At 67.9% G+C, this 15,912-nt stretch carries 12 protein-coding genes and 1 pseudogene; 4 read left to right on the top strand and 9 right to left on the bottom strand.

From position 1 onward, the window contains the following. Positions 1-36 precede the first annotated feature (36 nt). Positions 37-2,754: an FHA domain-containing protein gene (locus tag BR47_RS0123980; RefSeq protein ID WP_020104185.1), complete on the top strand. Its 2,718-nt coding sequence runs from the start codon at positions 37-39 to the stop codon at positions 2,752-2,754. A 19-nt stretch (positions 2,755-2,773) separates the two neighbouring features. Here the strand turns inward: BR47_RS0123980 and BR47_RS0123985 are convergent, their stop codons facing one another. Continuing rightward, entirely contained in the window at positions 2,774-3,343 is a 570-nt protein-coding gene (locus BR47_RS0123985; protein WP_029121027.1) for a pentapeptide repeat-containing protein, read from the bottom strand. A gap of 20 nt (positions 3,344-3,363) precedes the next feature. Here BR47_RS0123985 and BR47_RS0123990 point away from each other — a divergent pair, with 20 nt between their 5' ends. Next, a complete protein-coding gene (locus BR47_RS0123990; RefSeq protein WP_029121028.1) occupies positions 3,364-4,137 on the top strand; it encodes a DUF1906 domain-containing protein in 774 nt (257 codons plus the stop codon). Here BR47_RS0123990 and BR47_RS0123995 read toward each other — a convergent pair. The 4 genes from BR47_RS0123995 to BR47_RS0124010 are packed head-to-tail and all read right to left on the bottom strand — an operon-like array spanning position 4,134 to position 8,174. Beyond that, the gene (locus BR47_RS0123995) at positions 4,134-4,712 is read right to left on the bottom strand and encodes a GTP-binding protein (protein ID WP_020104188.1); all 579 of its coding nucleotides are present in this window, start codon (positions 4,710-4,712) and stop codon (positions 4,134-4,136) included. The two genes, BR47_RS0123990 and BR47_RS0123995, sit on opposite strands and share 4 nt — an antisense overlap. Next, positions 4,693-5,079 carry a DUF742 domain-containing protein gene (locus BR47_RS0124000; RefSeq protein ID WP_020104189.1) on the bottom strand — a complete coding sequence of 129 codons (387 nt, stop codon included), beginning with the start codon at positions 5,077-5,079 and terminating at the stop codon, positions 4,693-4,695. The genes BR47_RS0123995 and BR47_RS0124000 overlap by 20 nt, the downstream gene beginning before the upstream one ends. A 9-nt stretch (positions 5,080-5,088) precedes the next feature. Beyond that, positions 5,089-5,487, bottom strand: coding sequence for a roadblock/LC7 domain-containing protein (locus BR47_RS0124005; RefSeq protein ID WP_020104190.1), 399 nt, complete (start codon positions 5,485-5,487; stop codon positions 5,089-5,091). After that, entirely contained in the window at positions 5,484-8,174 is a 2,691-nt protein-coding gene (locus tag BR47_RS0124010) for a sensor histidine kinase (RefSeq protein WP_081831383.1), read from the bottom strand. The genes BR47_RS0124005 and BR47_RS0124010 overlap by 4 nt, the downstream gene beginning before the upstream one ends. 244 nt (positions 8,175-8,418) lie before the next feature. On the opposite strand from BR47_RS0124010, the gene BR47_RS31300 reads away from it, so the two are divergent. After that, entirely contained in the window at positions 8,419-9,042 is a 624-nt protein-coding gene (locus tag BR47_RS31300; RefSeq protein WP_020104192.1) for a TetR/AcrR family transcriptional regulator, read from the top strand. A 48-nt stretch (positions 9,043-9,090) separates the two neighbouring features. After that, positions 9,091-9,552 (top strand): tRNA (cytidine(34)-2'-O)-methyltransferase, encoded by a 462-nt coding sequence (locus tag BR47_RS0124020; protein WP_036427709.1) that lies wholly within the window; start codon positions 9,091-9,093, stop codon positions 9,550-9,552. Between the two features lie 18 nt (positions 9,553-9,570). Here the strand turns inward: BR47_RS0124020 and BR47_RS0124025 are convergent, their stop codons facing one another. From BR47_RS0124025 to BR47_RS33595, 4 genes and pseudogenes are all read right to left on the bottom strand, one after another. Continuing rightward, the gene (locus BR47_RS0124025; protein ID WP_020104194.1) at positions 9,571-10,212 is read right to left on the bottom strand and encodes a nitroreductase family protein; all 642 of its coding nucleotides are present in this window, start codon (positions 10,210-10,212) and stop codon (positions 9,571-9,573) included. A 55-nt stretch (positions 10,213-10,267) separates the two neighbouring features. Next, positions 10,268-11,821 carry a succinic semialdehyde dehydrogenase gene (locus BR47_RS0124030; protein ID WP_029121031.1) on the bottom strand — a complete coding sequence of 518 codons (1,554 nt, stop codon included), beginning with the start codon at positions 11,819-11,821 and terminating at the stop codon, positions 10,268-10,270. Between the two features lie 389 nt (positions 11,822-12,210). After that, on the bottom strand, positions 12,211-15,510 hold the full coding sequence (locus BR47_RS0124035; RefSeq protein ID WP_029121032.1) for an error-prone DNA polymerase: 3,300 nt from the start codon (positions 15,508-15,510) through the stop codon (positions 12,211-12,213). Between the two features lie 115 nt (positions 15,511-15,625). Beyond that, a pseudogene (locus BR47_RS33595) lies at positions 15,626-15,912 on the bottom strand (IS481 family transposase); the annotation flags it as partial.

A 15,912-nucleotide genomic window follows, 5' to 3' on the forward strand; every position in this document is an offset into this window, starting at 1 on the left:
CAGGAAAGTCCCCGGCAACGGATAGAGTTGCCCTCGATGACTGGACCAGCCGCACTGCCAGCGCTCACCGTTCGCCATGACGCCACCACGCGCACGTTCGCCCCGGGAAACGATGTCGTCGTCGGCCGCGATCTGCGGGCCGACTTCCGCGTCGCCCACCCGCTGATCTCGCGCGCGCACCTGATGCTGCGTTTCGATCACGGCCGCTGGGTCGCAGTCGACAACGGCAGCCTCAACGGCATGTACGTCAACGGGCAGCGTGTCCCGGCCGCCGATCTGCACGACGGCTCGGCGGTGAACATCGGTAACCCCGACGGGCCGCTGCTGACCTTCGAGGTCGGCCAGCACCTGGGGCCCGCCGGCACGCCGCCGACGACGTCCATGCCCGTCACGCCGACGCCGTCGACCAACAACCGGCCCAGCGCGACCTGGCCGAGCCAGCAGCCGTACACGCCGCCGTCGGCGGCACAGCAGCGCTACCCGAGCGGCCCCCAGACGTTCAGCCCGTCAGGCCCACAGCCGCAGTACCCGAGCGGCCCGCAACCGCAGTATCCGAGCGGGCCGCAGTCGCAGTACGGCCAGCAGCCGCCGCGCTACCCGACGGCACCCCAGCAGTACGCACCGCAGTCTGCGCCGATGTCCCGGCCGGCGCCGGCGCGGGTCGCTCCGGAAGAGTCGAGCTCGCCTGCCACCCAGTTCGGGCCGACCGCGGTCGCGCGGCCGAGCGAGAACAACCTCGGCACCACGATGCTCAAGATCCTGCGGCCCGGCCGTAACGCCGAGGTGCCGGCCGGAGCCATCAAGATCGGTCGCGGCACCGACAACGACATCGTCATCCCCGACGTCCTGGCATCACGGCACCACGCCACCTTGATCCCGTCTCCGGCCGGCGGCGCGCAGATCATCGACAACCGGAGCATCAACGGCACGTTCGTCAACGGCCAGCGGGTCGAAGAGGCGATGCTCCGCGACGGCGACACCGTCACCATCGGTAACGTCGACCTCGTCTACAGCGGCGGCACTCTGGCCCGCCGCACCGTCACCACCGCCGACACCCGCACCGGCGGGCTCGAGGTCCACGGCCTGACGTGGACCATCGAGGGCAACAAGACGCTGTTGAACAACATCTCGCTGGACGCCCGCCCCGGCACGCTGACCGCGGTGATCGGCCCGTCCGGTGCCGGCAAGTCGACGTTCTCCAAGCAGGTGGCCGGCCTGACCCATCCGACCAGTGGCACCGTCACGTTCGAGGGCCACGACATCCATGCCGAGTACGCCTCGCTGCGGTCCCGAATCGGCATGGTGCCGCAGGACGACGTGGTGCACGGTTCATTGACCGTGCGGCAGGCCCTGATGTACGCCGCCGAGCTGCGGCTGCCGCCGGACACCACGAAGGAAGACCGCGAGCAGGTCGTCATGCAGGTGCTCGAAGAGCTCGAGATGACGAAGCACCTCGACACCCGCGTGGAGAAGCTCTCCGGTGGTCAGCGCAAGCGGGCGTCGGTGGCGCTCGAGCTGCTGACCGGTCCGTCGTTGCTGATCCTGGATGAGCCGACGTCCGGCCTGGACCCGGCGCTCGACCGTCAGGTGATGACGATGCTGCGGGACCTGGCCGACGCCGGTCGTGTGGTCCTGGTGGTCACGCACTCGCTGACCTACTTGGACGTCTGCGATCAGGTGCTGCTGTTGGCACCGGGCGGCATGACGGCCTTCTGCGGGCCGCCGAGCCAGATCGGTCCGGAACTGGGCACCACCAACTGGGCCGACATCTTCTCGTCGGTCGCCGGCGATCCGGAGGCGGCGCACCAGCGATTCCTGGAGCGCTCCGGCCCGCCGCCACCGCAGCCGCCCGCGGCAGCACCGGCTGATCTCGGCGCGCCGGCGAAGACGTCGCTGCTGCGACAGTTCTCCACCATCGCCCGACGACAGGTGAAGCTGGTCCTGGCCGACCGCGCCTACACCGCGTTCCTGTTGTTCTTGCCGTTCATCATGGGCGTGCTGTCGCTGTCGGTGCCCGGTGGCGGACCGAACAAGTCGAGTGTGGGCTTCGGTAAACCACTCCCGGCCGGCCCGCCCGATTTCGGCGCCGCGCCGAGCGAACCGGGCCAGATCCTGGTGATGATGAACGTCGGCGCGATCTTCATGGGCACCGCGCTGACCATTCGCGCCCTGATCGGCGAGCGGGCGATCTTCCGTCGGGAACAGGCCGTCGGCCTCTCGACCACCGCGTACCTGGCGGCCAAGATCGCGGTGTTCACCGCATTCGCGGTTGTCCAGTCCTCGATCGTGGTGGCCATCACGATCCTGGGTAAGGGCTGGGGCGCGGGCGCGGTCACCAACGGCGCGGTGATACCGAGCCGCAACATCGAGATGTTTATCGACATCTCGATGACGTGTGTGGCTGCGGCCATGACGGGTCTGGCGTTGTCCGGCTTGGCCAAATCAGCCGAGCAGATCATGCCGCTGCTGGTGGTAGCCGTGATGAGCCAGTTGGTGTTCTCCGGCGGCTTGATTCCGGTGACCGGCCGCGTCGTGCTCGATCAGTTGTCGTGGCTCACCCCCGCGCGCTGGGGTTTTGCCTCGTCGTCGTCGACCATCGATCTGACCCGACTGGTACCCGAGCCGCTGCTGCCCAACGACAAGTTCTGGCACCACACCACCGGCGCCTGGTGGTTCGACATCGGCGCCCTGGTGCTGCTGTCGGCCTGCTATCTCGGCTTCGTGCGCTGGCGGATCCGCCTCAAGGCCGACTAAGGCATGTAGACGACGACGGTCAGGACGACAAATCCAGGCCGTGGGCGACGGCGTAGGCGATGGCCTGGTCGACGTCGATACGGGCGCCGCGCAAGCCGGCCGTGGTCCAGAACGTCGCGTCCATGCGGGCCGCGCGCAGATCCGCCTGCTCGAACTTCGCGTTCTGCACGCGCGCGCCGCGCAGATCGGCGGCGCGCAGCACGGCCTTGCGCAGGTCGGTGCCGACGAGCGAGGCTTCCGACAACCGGCAGTCGGTCAAATCCACCGCACGCAGATCGCAACCGGCCAGCACCGCGAGCCGCAGGTCCACCTCGACCATGGTGATGGGCCGCATCAAGCACTCGGTGAACGTCGACCCCAGCAAGGTGCAGTGCCGGAATGTGCTGTGTGCCAGCGAGGTCCGCCGGAAGGTGCAGTTGCGGAACGCCGAGCCGGAATGCTCGGATTCGGTGAGGTTGACGCCGCTGAAGTCGCAGTCGGTGAAGACAACCCGGTCGGTGCGCAGCCGGCTCAGGTCGCCGTCATACTCGTCGCGAAAGACGACTCCGGTGAATTCTGTGTCTTGCCAGTGCTCGTCGGGAACCGTCACGAGTTCGTACGATAGCCGCCATGGCAGACATGGCACGCCCCGCTGACCGCCTGTCGAGACGTGGTTTCCTCACGCTGACCGCCGCCGGACTCACCGCATCACTGAGCACCCCGATTGCCCTGGCCGAAAACGGCAAACTGATCGACTTCACGCATCTCCAGGTGCCCGTGGACCAGGTGGTCGCCGCCGGCTACACCGGCGTCATCGTCTACGTGTCGGAGTTGCGGCCGGGTGCCACATTCGACTTCAAGCCCGTCAGCCGCGGCTACACCGACGCGCTGCGGGCGGCGGGTCTGCACGTGGTCAGCGTCTACCAGTACGGCAAGCCGGGCTGGGTGAACAGCCCGTCGGACTTCACCCGTGGCTTCGACGGCGGGGTGGCCGATGCCCGCACCGCGCTGAGCCTGCATGGTGCGGCCGGTGGGCCGGACACCGCACCGATCTTCTTCAGCGTCGACGAGGACGTCTCAGCCGACACGTGGAAAAACGTTGCACTGCAATGGTTCAAGGGCATCAATTCGGTGCTCGGGGTGCAGCGCACCGGAATCTACGGCGGCGCCCGCCAGGTCACCTGGGCGGCCGACGACGGCGTCATCGGCCGCTCGACCACCCCGGGGCATCGCTGGGCCTGGCAGACGCGGGCCTGGTCGGGTGGCGCCCGCGCGCCGATGGCGGTGCTGTATCAGTCGACGGTGGTGACGGCTTCCGACCCGGGCACGATGATCGGTGATTTCCACGTCGACGAGGACGACATCCTGGCCGCTGACTACGGCCAGTGGGACCTGGTTCGTTAGGCCGGGGCGCCCAACCGCGTCAACGCGTATTCGGTGACGGTGATCAGTGCGTCGCGCGCCGACTGCCGCTGCCGCGCATCGACGGTGACGACCGGGATGTGGTCGGCCAGCGCCAGCGCCTTGCGGACCGCGTGGCCGGGATGCCTTGGCGCGCCGTCGAATTCGTTGACCGCGATGATGAACGGCAGACCGCGCGCCTCGAAGAAGTCGACGGCGGCGAAGCTGTCCTGCAGCCGCCGGACGTCGACCAGGATGATCGCGCCGATGGCGCCGCGCACCAGGTCGTCCCACATGAACCAGAACCGGCGCTGCCCCGGTGTGCCGAACAGGTAGAGCACCAGGTCGTCAGCGAGGGTGATGCGGCCGAAGTCCATGGCGACCGTGGTGGTGTTCTTGTCGGGGGTACCGGCGAGCGCGTCGACGCCGACCGAGGCGTTGGTGACGATGGCCTCGGTGCGCAGCGGCATGATCTCGGAGACCGCGCCGACGAACGTCGTCTTACCGGCACCGAACCCACCCGAGATGACGATCTTCGTCGACGCGGGGGCGTGCCGATTAGAGAGCCCGTAGGCCACGCAGTGTCCTCCCGATCAAGTCACGCCGGTCGTCGATGCTCGCCGTGGTGCCGAGCGTGGCGTGTACTTGAAGATAACCCTGCGTGACGAGGTCGCCGATCAGCACACGCGCAACACCGAGTGGTATTGCTAACTTTGCCGCGACCTCGGCCACCGAGGGCCGGGTGGAACCGAGTTTGAGAATCTCGCTGCGTACGTCGTTGCCCGGCCAGTGCGACGCCGGGGCAGCCGCCAGCGGGTAGATCGGGGCCTCCATGGGCAGCTCGATCTCGGTGGTGGTCCGGCCCGCGGTCAGCGTGTAGGGCCGCACCAGGCTGGGCTGCTCCGCGGTGAATGCGGACTCCCAGGCGTCAGATGTCGGCTCCATGATGTGTCCTTATCGGGTCCTGCGGGCGGACTGCACGACGGTCCCGACGCGTTCGACGAGAATCGCCATCTCGTAGCCGATCTGGCCGATATCGCACGACCGGGTCGCCAGCGTCGCGAGGTTCGAACCGTCGCCGACGCGCATCAGCAACAGGTACCCCTGCTCCATCTCGACCACGGACTGCAGCACGTGCCCGCCGTCGAACAGCTGGGAGGCGCCGGTGGCCAGGCTGGCCAGCCCGGAGGCGACGGCGGCAAGTTGGTCGGCACGCTCGGTCGGCATCCGCGAACTCGCGGCCATCAGCAGACCGTCGGCGGACACCAGGATGGCGTGCGCCACCCCCGACACCTCGTCCGCGAACTTCGTGACGAGCCAATCCAGTGACTCGCGCTGAGTGGCCCGGGTCATCGCCGCTCCCCCGCGTCCGGGGACTGCGACCGACCGGCATGCACACCACCGAAGTGGCCGCTGATGCTGGCCCGCACCGCCGCGGGATCGCGCCGTGGTGCGCCCTCGCCGGAGGCTTCGGGGTGGGCGCCCTCGTCAGGCGCGCCGGGTACCAGCCGGGCACCGGGCTGCCGGACCGGCAGGCCCGCCTCGGTGTGTTCGACGACCGGCGCGTCCTGCGCGGCGGCCGCCGCCGACCACCCCTGGTCCCACACGGTCTGCCAGTCGAGGTCGGTGCTGTTCGCCAACTGCGTGGGATCGTCGATCAGCCATTCCGAGAGCATCTTCTGGTAGATGGCGTCCTCACTTCCGGCGGTGGCGCTCGGCTGCGGTGTCGGGGCGGGGCGGACGGGCGGCGCTGGTGGGGCTGGTGGACGGACCGGCTCGGGCGCCGGACGCATCGGCTCGGGTGCCGCGGACGGCGTCTGGGCCCGGGCCGCGAAGAACGACGACGTGTCGGTCGGCGCCTGAGCGGGTCGCTCGACGGGTGACTCGGCGCGGCCGGCGATGCCGCTGGCGCCCGGATTGCGCTGCGGCAGGTTGAGGCCGCTGAGGTCACCCGCGTCAACGGGGCCGGCACCGAAGCCATTGTGCGCCTCGGCCTCCACGAACGCCGGCTCCACCGATGGCGCGGGCGGCGCCGGGGGCTGGGCCACGGCGCCGAACGTCGCGAATCCGCCGGTGTCGGGGCCGAGGCCCGGTAGGTCCGTCACGCCGGTCTCCGCGGTCGACGAGCCGTCCCAGTAGGTGCCGAAGTCAGGGATCGCGGGCAGCCCGGCCTGCAACTCGACCGGAACATAGATGCCGGCGGTGGTGCCCGATTCGGGATCGCCTTCGACGGTGTCGCGCAGCCGGACGACCAGGCCGTGCTGGGTGGCCAGCCGGCCGACGACGAACAGGCCCATGTGCCGCGCGGTGTACGTGTTGACCTCGCCGCCGGAGCGCAGACGGCTGTTGGCCATGCGGAGATCGGCTTCGGTCATGCCGAGACCGCTGTCGCTGACCTCGATCACCAGTGCACCGTTGGGCGCGTGCACCGCGGAGACCTGTACCTCGGAACTCGGCGGCGAGTACCGCAACGCGTTGTCCAGCAACTCGGCCATCATGTGCACCAGGTCGCCGGCGACCGAACCGTGGATCTCGGTGTCGGGCGCGGCCACGATGGCCACCCGGGTGTAGTCCTCGACCTCGGACGCCGCGGCGTTGATCACCGCGGTCACGGGCACTGGCTCGCCCTGTTCGTGCGGCACGTTGGTGCCGGCCAGCACCAGCAGGTTGGCGCCGTTGCGCCGCATCCGCGCGGCCAAGTGGTCCAGGCGGAAGAGCTTGGACAGGCGCTGCGGGTCCTGTTCGTCACGCTCCAGCTGGTCGATGACGGTCAGCTGCTGGTCGATCAACGACCGGCTGCGCCGCGACAGCGTCTCGAACATGTCGCTGACCTGGAGCTGCAGCCGGGCCTGCTCGCCGGCCAGCAGCACGGCCTGTTCGTGCAACTCGTCGACGGCATGTGCCACCTGCCCGATCTCCTCGGTGCTCTGCACCGGCAGCGGGCGAACGGTCACATCGGCGCCGGACCGGACCTCGTCGAGCTCACGGACCAGATCCTCGTGGGCGACCTTGAGGGCGCTGGTGCGCAGCCGCCGCAGCGGACGGATCAGTGTCCGGGCCATGTACAGCACGATGAGCAGGGCCAGCACCATGACGGCGCCGACGATCGCCGAATCACGGATGGCTTCGGTGCGCTTGGCGGTGGCCTGATCGTCGACCGCCGACACGACGGTCGCGGACACGCTGTCGAGCAGCTTCCCGGCGATGCCGCTGGTGGTCTGGATCGACTGGCTCAAGTCGGGGTTGTTGACCAGTTGCACGTTCGGGTCGGACATCATCGACATCCGCTTGACCATTTCCTGGGCCAGCTTCTGCGCTTCGGGCGAGCCGACACCCAGTACTTCACTCATGCCGAACAACGTCGACGGCTCCGTGCCGGCCAGGGTGGTCATCGAGCTGCGCAGTTCGTTGTCCGGCAGCTCGCCACCCAGGGTGACGAGCAGCTGCTGCATCATCATCTGGCCGCGGGCGCCGACGGCCCGGCTCAGGCCCTGCGTCTGGGCGCGGATCTTCTCGTCATCGATGCGCACCGAACCGGTGATCGTGTCCTCGGCCGTCAGCAGGATCGGCGCGTACAGCGTCACGCGCTCCCGCAGTCCGATGCTGTTGGCCGCGACCTTGTTGAGCAGCCCCTGACCACCGTCGAGCAGGGTCTTGACGCCGGTGCCGACGTCCGTCGCGACGTCGGTCTCCGTCAGCCGGTGCTGCAGACGTCGTTTGCTCTCGTCGTAGGCGCTCAGTGCCTGTTGCGCGTCGCCGCCGGTGGACGTGGCCAGCAGCGCGGCGTCGAACGTCGCCATGTAGTTCTCGATGGCGGGCACCATTTCGGCGCGGTCCGCCGCGCGCCGCAAATCCGCGGCGTCCGTCCAGCCCGAATAGATACGCATTCCGCCGAACGTGCCGGCCAGTACCAAAGGCACAAAGGCAATGGCGAAAACTTTCCAGGCGACCGGCCAATTCGACGGCGCGAATCGGGATGGGCGTTTCGCGGGCGCGCGGGAGACCTGATCAGCTGCCGAAAACTGTTGCGCAGCAGTCATCGCGGCTCGGCTTTCCCGCCGGCCATGGGTCCGCAATCGGTTACAGGCGCTTGGTTCATATTGGTGTTCCCCGCCGGATTATCAGCCCACTCGGGCACGGGAAATCCGCCTGGCAATCTGTCGCAGTATGACAGCGATGAGCAGCCGTTTCCATGCTTCACATCCAACGAACAGCGTTCGTGACCTATGTGTTGCACAGTTGTGTGGTAAAAGCGCGCGGCCATTGGTGTTTTAGAGTGCCTAGATGGCACGGAGCCGGCTGACCCCCGACCAACGTCGGGACCAGATCCTCGATCTCGGGATGGCGGCATTCTCTGTCCTGCCGTTCGAGCAGGTGGCGATGGAAGACATCGCGGCGCAGGCCGGAATCTCGCGGGCTTTGATCTACCACTACTTCCCCAGCAAGAAGGAACTGTTCGCGGCGCTCTGGGCGCGGGCCCACGAGAAACTGGCGCACGACTCGCACTTCACGGCCGTCGACACCGTGCGCGCCCAGATCCGTGGTGCGCTCGTCGCTCACTTCACGTTCTACGAGCAGAACCTGACGCTGATGATGATCGCCAATCGGAGCGCCATCGCCGCCGATCCCGCAGTGCGCAGCCCGATCACCTTCGAACTCACCCGGTTGCGTGACCACGCGCTGGACGCCCTGGACCTCGCAGGGTCCGGTCGTGATCTGGTGTCGGTGGCGTTGTCGGGGTGGCTGGCGCTGGTTCGCGAAGTCGCATTGGAATGGCTTGAGTTGCAAAGCTTTTCTCGTGACGCCGCCGTCGACCTGTGCATGACCGCGCTCGACGCACTGGTGTCACCGCACGCTGATCTGAACCAGCTGCCCCATGGCGCCGGCGATTCCGCCGCAGCACAGTAACCTACTTCGGCCCCACCTAGACCCAGACAGAGAGGCGGCAGGGTGGCACTGAAGGTGCTGTTCTACTCACCCCGGATCGCGCCGAACACCGGCAATGCGATCCGGATGGTCGCAGCCACCGGCGCCGAGCTGCATCTGGTCGAGCCGCTCGGCTTCGACCTGTCCGAACCGAAGCTGCGTCGCGCCGGGTTGGACTACCACGACCTAGCGTCGGTGACGGTGCACGCCGATCTAGAGACCGCGTGGCAGGCACTCATGCCGGCGCGGGTGTTCGCCTTTACCGCGCACGCGAATTCGTCGTTCGCCGACGTGACCTACCAGGCGGACGACGTGTTGATGTTCGGGCCCGAGCCCACCGGGCTGGACGCCGAGACCCTCGCCGACCCGCACATCACCCAGCAGGTGCGAATCCCGATGATCCCGGGGCGACGGTCCTTGAACCTGTCCAACGCCGCGGCTGTCGCGGTGTACGAGGCGTGGCGTCAGCTCGGCTTCGCCGAGGGCATCTGACCGAGCTGACGCCTGAGCTCACCAGCTGTCCCAGTGCGCGAGCTGCTCGGCCGGCAGCCGCTGGGCCTTCTTGAAGTCGGTGCCCTTGGTGTAGGCGATCGGGAACAGTCCGCCCTGCGTGACCTTGTCGAACGGGATTCCCAGCAGTTCCGCAGCCTGCTTCTCCCCTTCACCGATCAGGTGCAGCGTCGTCCAGGCCGAGCCGAGACCGCGCGAGCGCAGCGCGAGCATGAAGCTCCACACCGCCGGCAGCAGCGAGCCCCAGTACGACGCCTGCATACCGGCGTCCATCCCGTCGGGCCGGCCCTCCAGGCACGGGATCATCAGGACCGGCGCCTTCTCGAAGTTCTCGTTGAGGTACTTGGCCGAGCCCATCACGGCGTCCATCTGCTGGTCGCGGATGTCGCCGCGCTCGGGCTTGGGCAGGTCCAGGTACGGGGTGGCGTTGGCGCGGTAGATGTCGGCCAGTGCCTTCTTCTTGGCCTCGTCCTCGACGAAGACGAACTGCCAGCCCTGAGCGTTGGAGCCGGTCGGCGCCTGCAGCGCCAGATCCAGACACTCCATGATCACCTCGCGCGGCACAGGCTTCTCGAAGTCGAGTCGCTTGCGCACCGATCGGGTGGAGGTCAGCACTTCGTCAGCGGTGAGGTTCAGCGTCATAGCCGCACATTACCGCCGGCCCGCCGTCGCCCCGTGGCGGCGGGCCCGCATCTGCCTAGTGCCGGGGCAGCTTCGTCACGGCGCGCACGATCGGCACCAGCGACTTCTGCCACAGCGACTTCGACAGGCCGAACGGCGGGTCGAGGTTGAGCACCTTCGACGTCGAAATGGTCTGGGACTCGGTGTATTTCAGCAGACCTTCAGCGCCGTGCCGGCGCCCCACACCCGAGATTCCCATGCCGCCCATGGGCGCGCCGAGGCTGCCCCAGGCCAGGGCGTAGCCCTCGTCGACATTGACCGTGCCGGACCGCAGGCGCGACGCGATCTGCTCGCCCTCCTCGATCGAGGCGGCCCACACGCTGGCGTTGAGGCCGTACTCGGTGTCGTTGGCCTTGGCGATGGCCTCGTCGACGTCGGCAACCGGGTAGATGGACACCAGCGGACCGAAGGTCTCGTTGTTGGCGCACTCCATGTCCGGGGTGACGTCGGTGAGCACGGTCGGCTCGTAGAACAGCGGACCGATGTCCGGGCGGGCGTTGCCACCGGCAATCACCTTGGCACCCTTGACCTTTGCGTCGTCGACGTGGCCGGAGACCGTCTTGAGCTGGCCCTCGGAGATCAGGCTGCCCATGTCCACGCTGAAGTCGTAGGCGGTGCCGAGCTGCATCTTGCGCACCTGGTCGCCGAACTTGCGGGTGAACTCGTCGGCGATGTCCCGCTCGACGTAGATGCGCTCTATCGAGATGCACAGCTGGCCGGCGTTGGAGAAGCAGGCGCGCGTGGCGGCCTTGGCGACCTTGTCGAGGTTGGCGCCCTGGGCGACGATCATGGCGTTCTTGCCACCGAGTTCGGCAGAGAACCCGATGAGACGGCGGCCGGCGTGCTCGGCGAGGTTGCTGCCGGTGGCCGAGGAGCCGGTGAACATCAGGTAGTCGCAGTTGTCGGCGATCGCGGTGCCGACCACCGAGCCCGGTCCGGGAACCACGGCGTAGAGCGCGCGCGGCAGACCAGCGCGGTAGAGCAGCTCGGCGCAGGCCAACGCGCAGTACGGGGTCTGGCTGTCCGGCTTGAGCACCACCGCGTTGCCGGCGAGCAGGGCGGGCACGGCGTCCGAGGCCGTCAGCGTCATCGGGTAGTTCCACGGCGAGATGACGCCGACGACGCCCTTCGGCTGGTAGGCGACGGTGGTCCGGTTCAGGCCCGGCAGCAGCGGTGCGACGCGGCGCGGCTTGAGCAGCTTGGCCGCGACCTTGGCGTAGTAGTCCGCGTTCGCGAACAGGTCGATGATCTCTTCCTGGGCCGCCCATCGCGCCTTGCCGGCCTCGGCCTGCAGCAGGTCCATGAGGAACTCACGGTTCTCCAGGACCAGGTCGCGGTAGCGCGCGATCACCGCGGCCCGCTCGGCCACCGGTCGCTTGACCCAATCACGCTGGGCGGCACGCGCTTTGGCGAACGCCTTCTCGGCATCTTCGGCGGTCGCGACCGGGATGGTGGTCAGCGGCTTACCGGTGAAGACCTCGTCGATGGTGCGGGTCGGCCGGGCGTCGATGTCCTCAATCGCGGCCAGTTGACGCAGACGATCGAAAACCTGCGCTGACGGTGCGGGCATACTGGCTCTCCTGAGTCGATCCTGGATGCGCGGTAATTTTGCGGTACCGGCGGTCTCGGTAACACTACTCGACAGCGCGCGGCTGCCATAGATCCAGCTTTTTACAAATCAGCCATTATGTCAATGAACTGGGCAAAATTACCCACTTCGTCTGGTCGCCGGCCAGTCATCAGGGTGATCCAGCTGCGGGTATGCCGTCGAGATACCCGGCTTCCACGTTGACCCGGCAGCCACGGCGCATTTGTTCGAGTGGGGTGGGCCCTCACGTCAGGGTCAGTGGTTCTGGGCGCGGAAATCGAGTTGACCCTGAATCCTGGGCGCAATCGTGCGAGTAGCCCTCGGCGAGGACGCCCACTCAACCGAGCCAACGCACCGCCCTGCCGAATCTCTCACTGGAAGTCCCGGGATTTGGCCGCCACCCGCAGGTCGAGCCGGCCCATCCGGTCCGCGATCACGGTGACCGCCCCGCTGGCGTTCTGCACGATGCCGCGCACCAGCAGTGCCGGTGCGGTCTGCGCCAGTTTCCGGTGCCGGGACCACACCCCCGGCGCGCACAGCACGTTGACCATGCCGGTCTCATCCTCCAGGTTGATGAACGTGACCCCCTGCGCGGTGGCCGGGCGCTGGCGGTGCGTCACCGCGCCGGCCACCACGATGCGGGTGCCGTCGGGCACCTCCAGCAGCCGGTTCGCCGGCACCACGTCCAGCGCATCGAGATCCTCCCGCAGGAATTGGGTCGGGTAGCTGTCCGGCGAGATACCCGTGGCCCACACATCGGCGGCCGCCAGTTCCAGTTCCGTCATGCCGGGCAGCGCCGGTATGACGCCGGCCGACCCGACGCCGGGCAAGCGGTCGGGCCGTTCCGCGGCCGCCGCCCCGGCCGCCCACAGCCCCTCCCGCCGGGTGATGCCGAAACATCCCAGCGCGCCCGCGGTCGCCAGCGCCTCGGCCTGCGGTACCGACAGCTGCACCCGCCCGGTCAGGTCGAGCAGAGAAGCGAACGGCCCGTTGGCATTTCGTTCGTCGACGATGCGCTGGGCCAACTCGTCCCCGATATGCCGGACCGTCCCGAGCCCCAGTCGCACCTCGGTGCCGCGGTTCTCGCACGTCGCGTACGCCAGGCTGGCGTTCACATCGGGCCCGTGCACCAGCACCCCGTGCCGGCGGGCGTCGGCCACCAGCGACTGCGGCGAGTAGAAGCCCATGGGCTGAGCCCGCAGCAACGCCGCACAGAACACCGCAGGGTGGTGCAGCTTGAACCACGACGAGGAGAACACCAGCGACGCGAAGCTCAGCGCGTGACTCTCCGGGAAGCCGAAATTGGCGAAGGCTTCGAGCTTTTCGTAGATCCGCTCGGCCGTCGGGCCGGTGATGCCGTGCAGGTCCCGCATACCGTCGTAGAACCGTCCGCGCAGCTGGCGCATCCGTTCGGTGGAGCGTTTGGACCCCATGGCCCGCCGCAGTTGATCAGCCTCGGCCGGGGTGAACCCGGCACAGTCGACGGCCAGCTGCATGAGCTGTTCCTGGAACAGCGGCACGCCCAGGGTCCGGTCCAACGCGGGCTTCATCGACTCGTGTTCGCAGATCGCGGCCTCCAGTCCGTTGTGCCGCCGGATGTACGGATGCACCGAGCCACCCTGGATCGGGCCGGGCCGGATCAGGGCCACCTCGACCACCAGGTCGTAGAACTTCTTGGGTTTCAGCCGTGGCAGCGTGGCCATCTGGGCCCGGGACTCCACCTGGAACACCCCCACCGAGTCGGCACGCTGCAGCATCTCGTACACCGCCGGCTCGGTCAGATCCAGCTTGGCCAGATCCACCTCGATGCCCATGTGTTCCCTGGCCAGGTCGATCATGTAGTGCAGGGCCGAGAGCATGCCCAGCCCGAGCAGGTCGAACTTCACCAAACCGATTGCGGCACAGTCGTCCTTGTCCCACTGCAGCACGCTGCGGTTCTCCATCCGCGCCCACTCCACCGGGCAGACGTCGGCGATCGGCCGGTCGCAGATCACCATGCCGCCGGAGTGAATTCCCATGTGCCGCGGCAGATTCCTGATCTGCAGCGCCAGGTCGATCACGGCCGCGGGGATGTCCTCGACGTCCGGGGAGTCGGCCAGGCCGTTCCACCGGCTGATCTGCTTGCTCCAGGCGTCCTGCTGCCCCTGCGAAAACCCCAGGGCCCGAGCCATGTCCCGCACCGCGCTGCGACCGCGGTAGGTGATGACGTTGGCCACCTGCGCGGCGTAGTCGCGGCCGTACTTCTCGTAGACAAACTGGATGACCTTCTCGCGCAGGTCCGATTCGATGTCGATGTCGATGTCCGGTGGGCCGTCGCGCGCCGGGGACAGGAACCGCTCGAACAGCAGCTCGTTGGCCACCGGGTCGACGTTCGTGATGCCCAGGGCGTAGCAGACCGCCGAGTTGGCGGCCGATCCCCTGCCCTGACACAAGATGTCACTGTTCCGGCAGAACTCGGTGATGCTGTGAACCACCAGGAAGTAGCCCGGAAACTCCAGCTGTTCAATGATTTTGAGCTCGTGCTCGATCTGCCGGTACGCCTTCTCCCGGTCCGCGTCCGGCTTCCAGCCGTAGCGGCGGGCCGCTCCCTCCGCCACCAGTTCGCGCAGCCAACTGATCTCGGTGTGCCCTTCCGGCACGTCGAACGGCGGCAACTTCGGTGCGATCAAACGTAATTCGAACGCACACTGCTCCCCCAGCTCGGCGGCGGCCGCAACCGCACCCGGATGATGGGCGAACAGCCGGGCCATCTCCGTCCCGGACCGCAGGTGCGACCCACCCAGCGGAGCCAGCCAGCCTTCGGCCTCGTCCATCGAGTTACGGGCGCGAATGGCGCCCATCGCCATCGCCAGCTTTCCCCGCGACGGCGCGGCAAAATGCGCGGCGGTGGTGGCAACGACGTCGAGGCCGAACCGCGGCGCCAGAGCCGCCAGCGTCGCATTGCGTTCATCGTCGAGCGGATGTCCGTGGTGGGTCAGTTCGATGGTCACCCGGTCGGCGCCGAACCGGTCCACCAAATCAGCCAGCGCCTTGTCCGCCGCTTCCGCACCACCTGACGACAAAGCCTGGCGCACATGGCCTTTACGGCAGCCTGTCAGGATCTGCCAGTGGCCGCCGGCGGCTTCGGTGAGGGTGTCCAGGTCATAGCTCAGCACGCCCTTCTCGCCGCCGGCCAGATGCGCCCGAGCCAGTTCCCGGGACAGCCGCCGATACCCCTCGGGCCCGCGGGCCAGCACCAGCAGATGCGGGCCGGGCGGGTCGGGCAACTCGGTGCGCGGAGTGTTGCTGAGCGAAAGTTCGGCGCCGAACACCGTCGCCATGTCGAGTTCTTTGGCGGCCTCGGCGAAACGCACGACGCCGTAGAGCCCGTCGTGGTCGGTCAGTGCGATGGCCCGCAGATCGAGCCGGACGGCCTCCTCCACCAGTTCCTCTGGGGTGCTGGCGCCGTCGAGGAAGCTGTACGCGGAATGGGCGTGCAGCTCGGCGTACGGCACCGCACCGCCCGGCCGCGCCGGGCGGTTCACCGGTTGATAGTCACCGCGCTTACGCGACCACGCCGGACTGTCGCCGCCGTCGGCCGGCGACTCCGGAGAAGCGCCGGCCACCCGAGGTTTACCCTCGAGCACCCGCTGCATCTCCGCCCAGCTCGGCGGCCCGTTGTGCCAACCCACCCCATCAGGATATTCGAAACTTTGTTCGAACGCCAGGAGTGCCGGGTCTGCGGGATGTGATGTATCAGGACATCGGTGACAGTTCTGCATCAGCACATCGGTGACAGTTGGTGTATCAGGACATCGGTAACGTTTCCTCTGGTTTGGGGTGTGAGCCGCGGGGCTTTCCGTTGCCGACGTAGGTCACTCCTAGTGCGGCCCGGGTGTGCTCGATGAGGATCTCGCCGTCGAGGTCGGCGACGATGATTTTGTCGCCGTCGGTAGCGACCAAGACCTCTTGGAGGCCGTATCGGCCCCCGACTTTGTAGATGACCCCGGCGAGCATGAATGTGCCGGCGGTGGTCAGCGTGCGGATGCTGGTGCTGGCCGGTAGCGCTGGTACGGGCTGAAGCTGCTTGATTG

It is taken from the genome of Mycobacterium sp. UNC410CL29Cvi84 (assembly GCF_000686745.1).
GTDB lineage: Bacteria > Actinomycetota > Actinomycetes > Mycobacteriales > Mycobacteriaceae > Mycobacterium > Mycobacterium mucogenicum_B.

Coding starts and splice junctions, on each gene's coding strand:
- BR47_RS0124000 (WP_020104189.1), bottom strand. CDS start 5,079: ATGGAGCCGACATCTGACGCCTGGGAGTCCGCATTCACCGCGGAGCAG.
- BR47_RS0124030 (WP_029121031.1), bottom strand. CDS start 11,821: ATGCCCGCACCGTCAGCGCAGGTTTTCGATCGTCTGCGTCAACTGGCC.
- BR47_RS0123990 (WP_029121028.1), top strand. CDS start 3,364: ATGGCAGACATGGCACGCCCCGCTGACCGCCTGTCGAGACGTGGTTTC.
- BR47_RS0124010 (WP_081831383.1), bottom strand. CDS start 8,174: ATGACTGCTGCGCAACAGTTTTCGGCAGCTGATCAGGTCTCCCGCGCG.
- BR47_RS0124025 (WP_020104194.1), bottom strand. CDS start 10,212: ATGACGCTGAACCTCACCGCTGACGAAGTGCTGACCTCCACCCGATCG.
- BR47_RS31300 (WP_020104192.1), top strand. CDS start 8,419: ATGGCACGGAGCCGGCTGACCCCCGACCAACGTCGGGACCAGATCCTC.
- BR47_RS0123980 (WP_020104185.1), top strand. CDS start 37: ATGACTGGACCAGCCGCACTGCCAGCGCTCACCGTTCGCCATGACGCC.
- BR47_RS0124005 (WP_020104190.1), bottom strand. CDS start 5,487: ATGACCCGGGCCACTCAGCGCGAGTCACTGGATTGGCTCGTCACGAAG.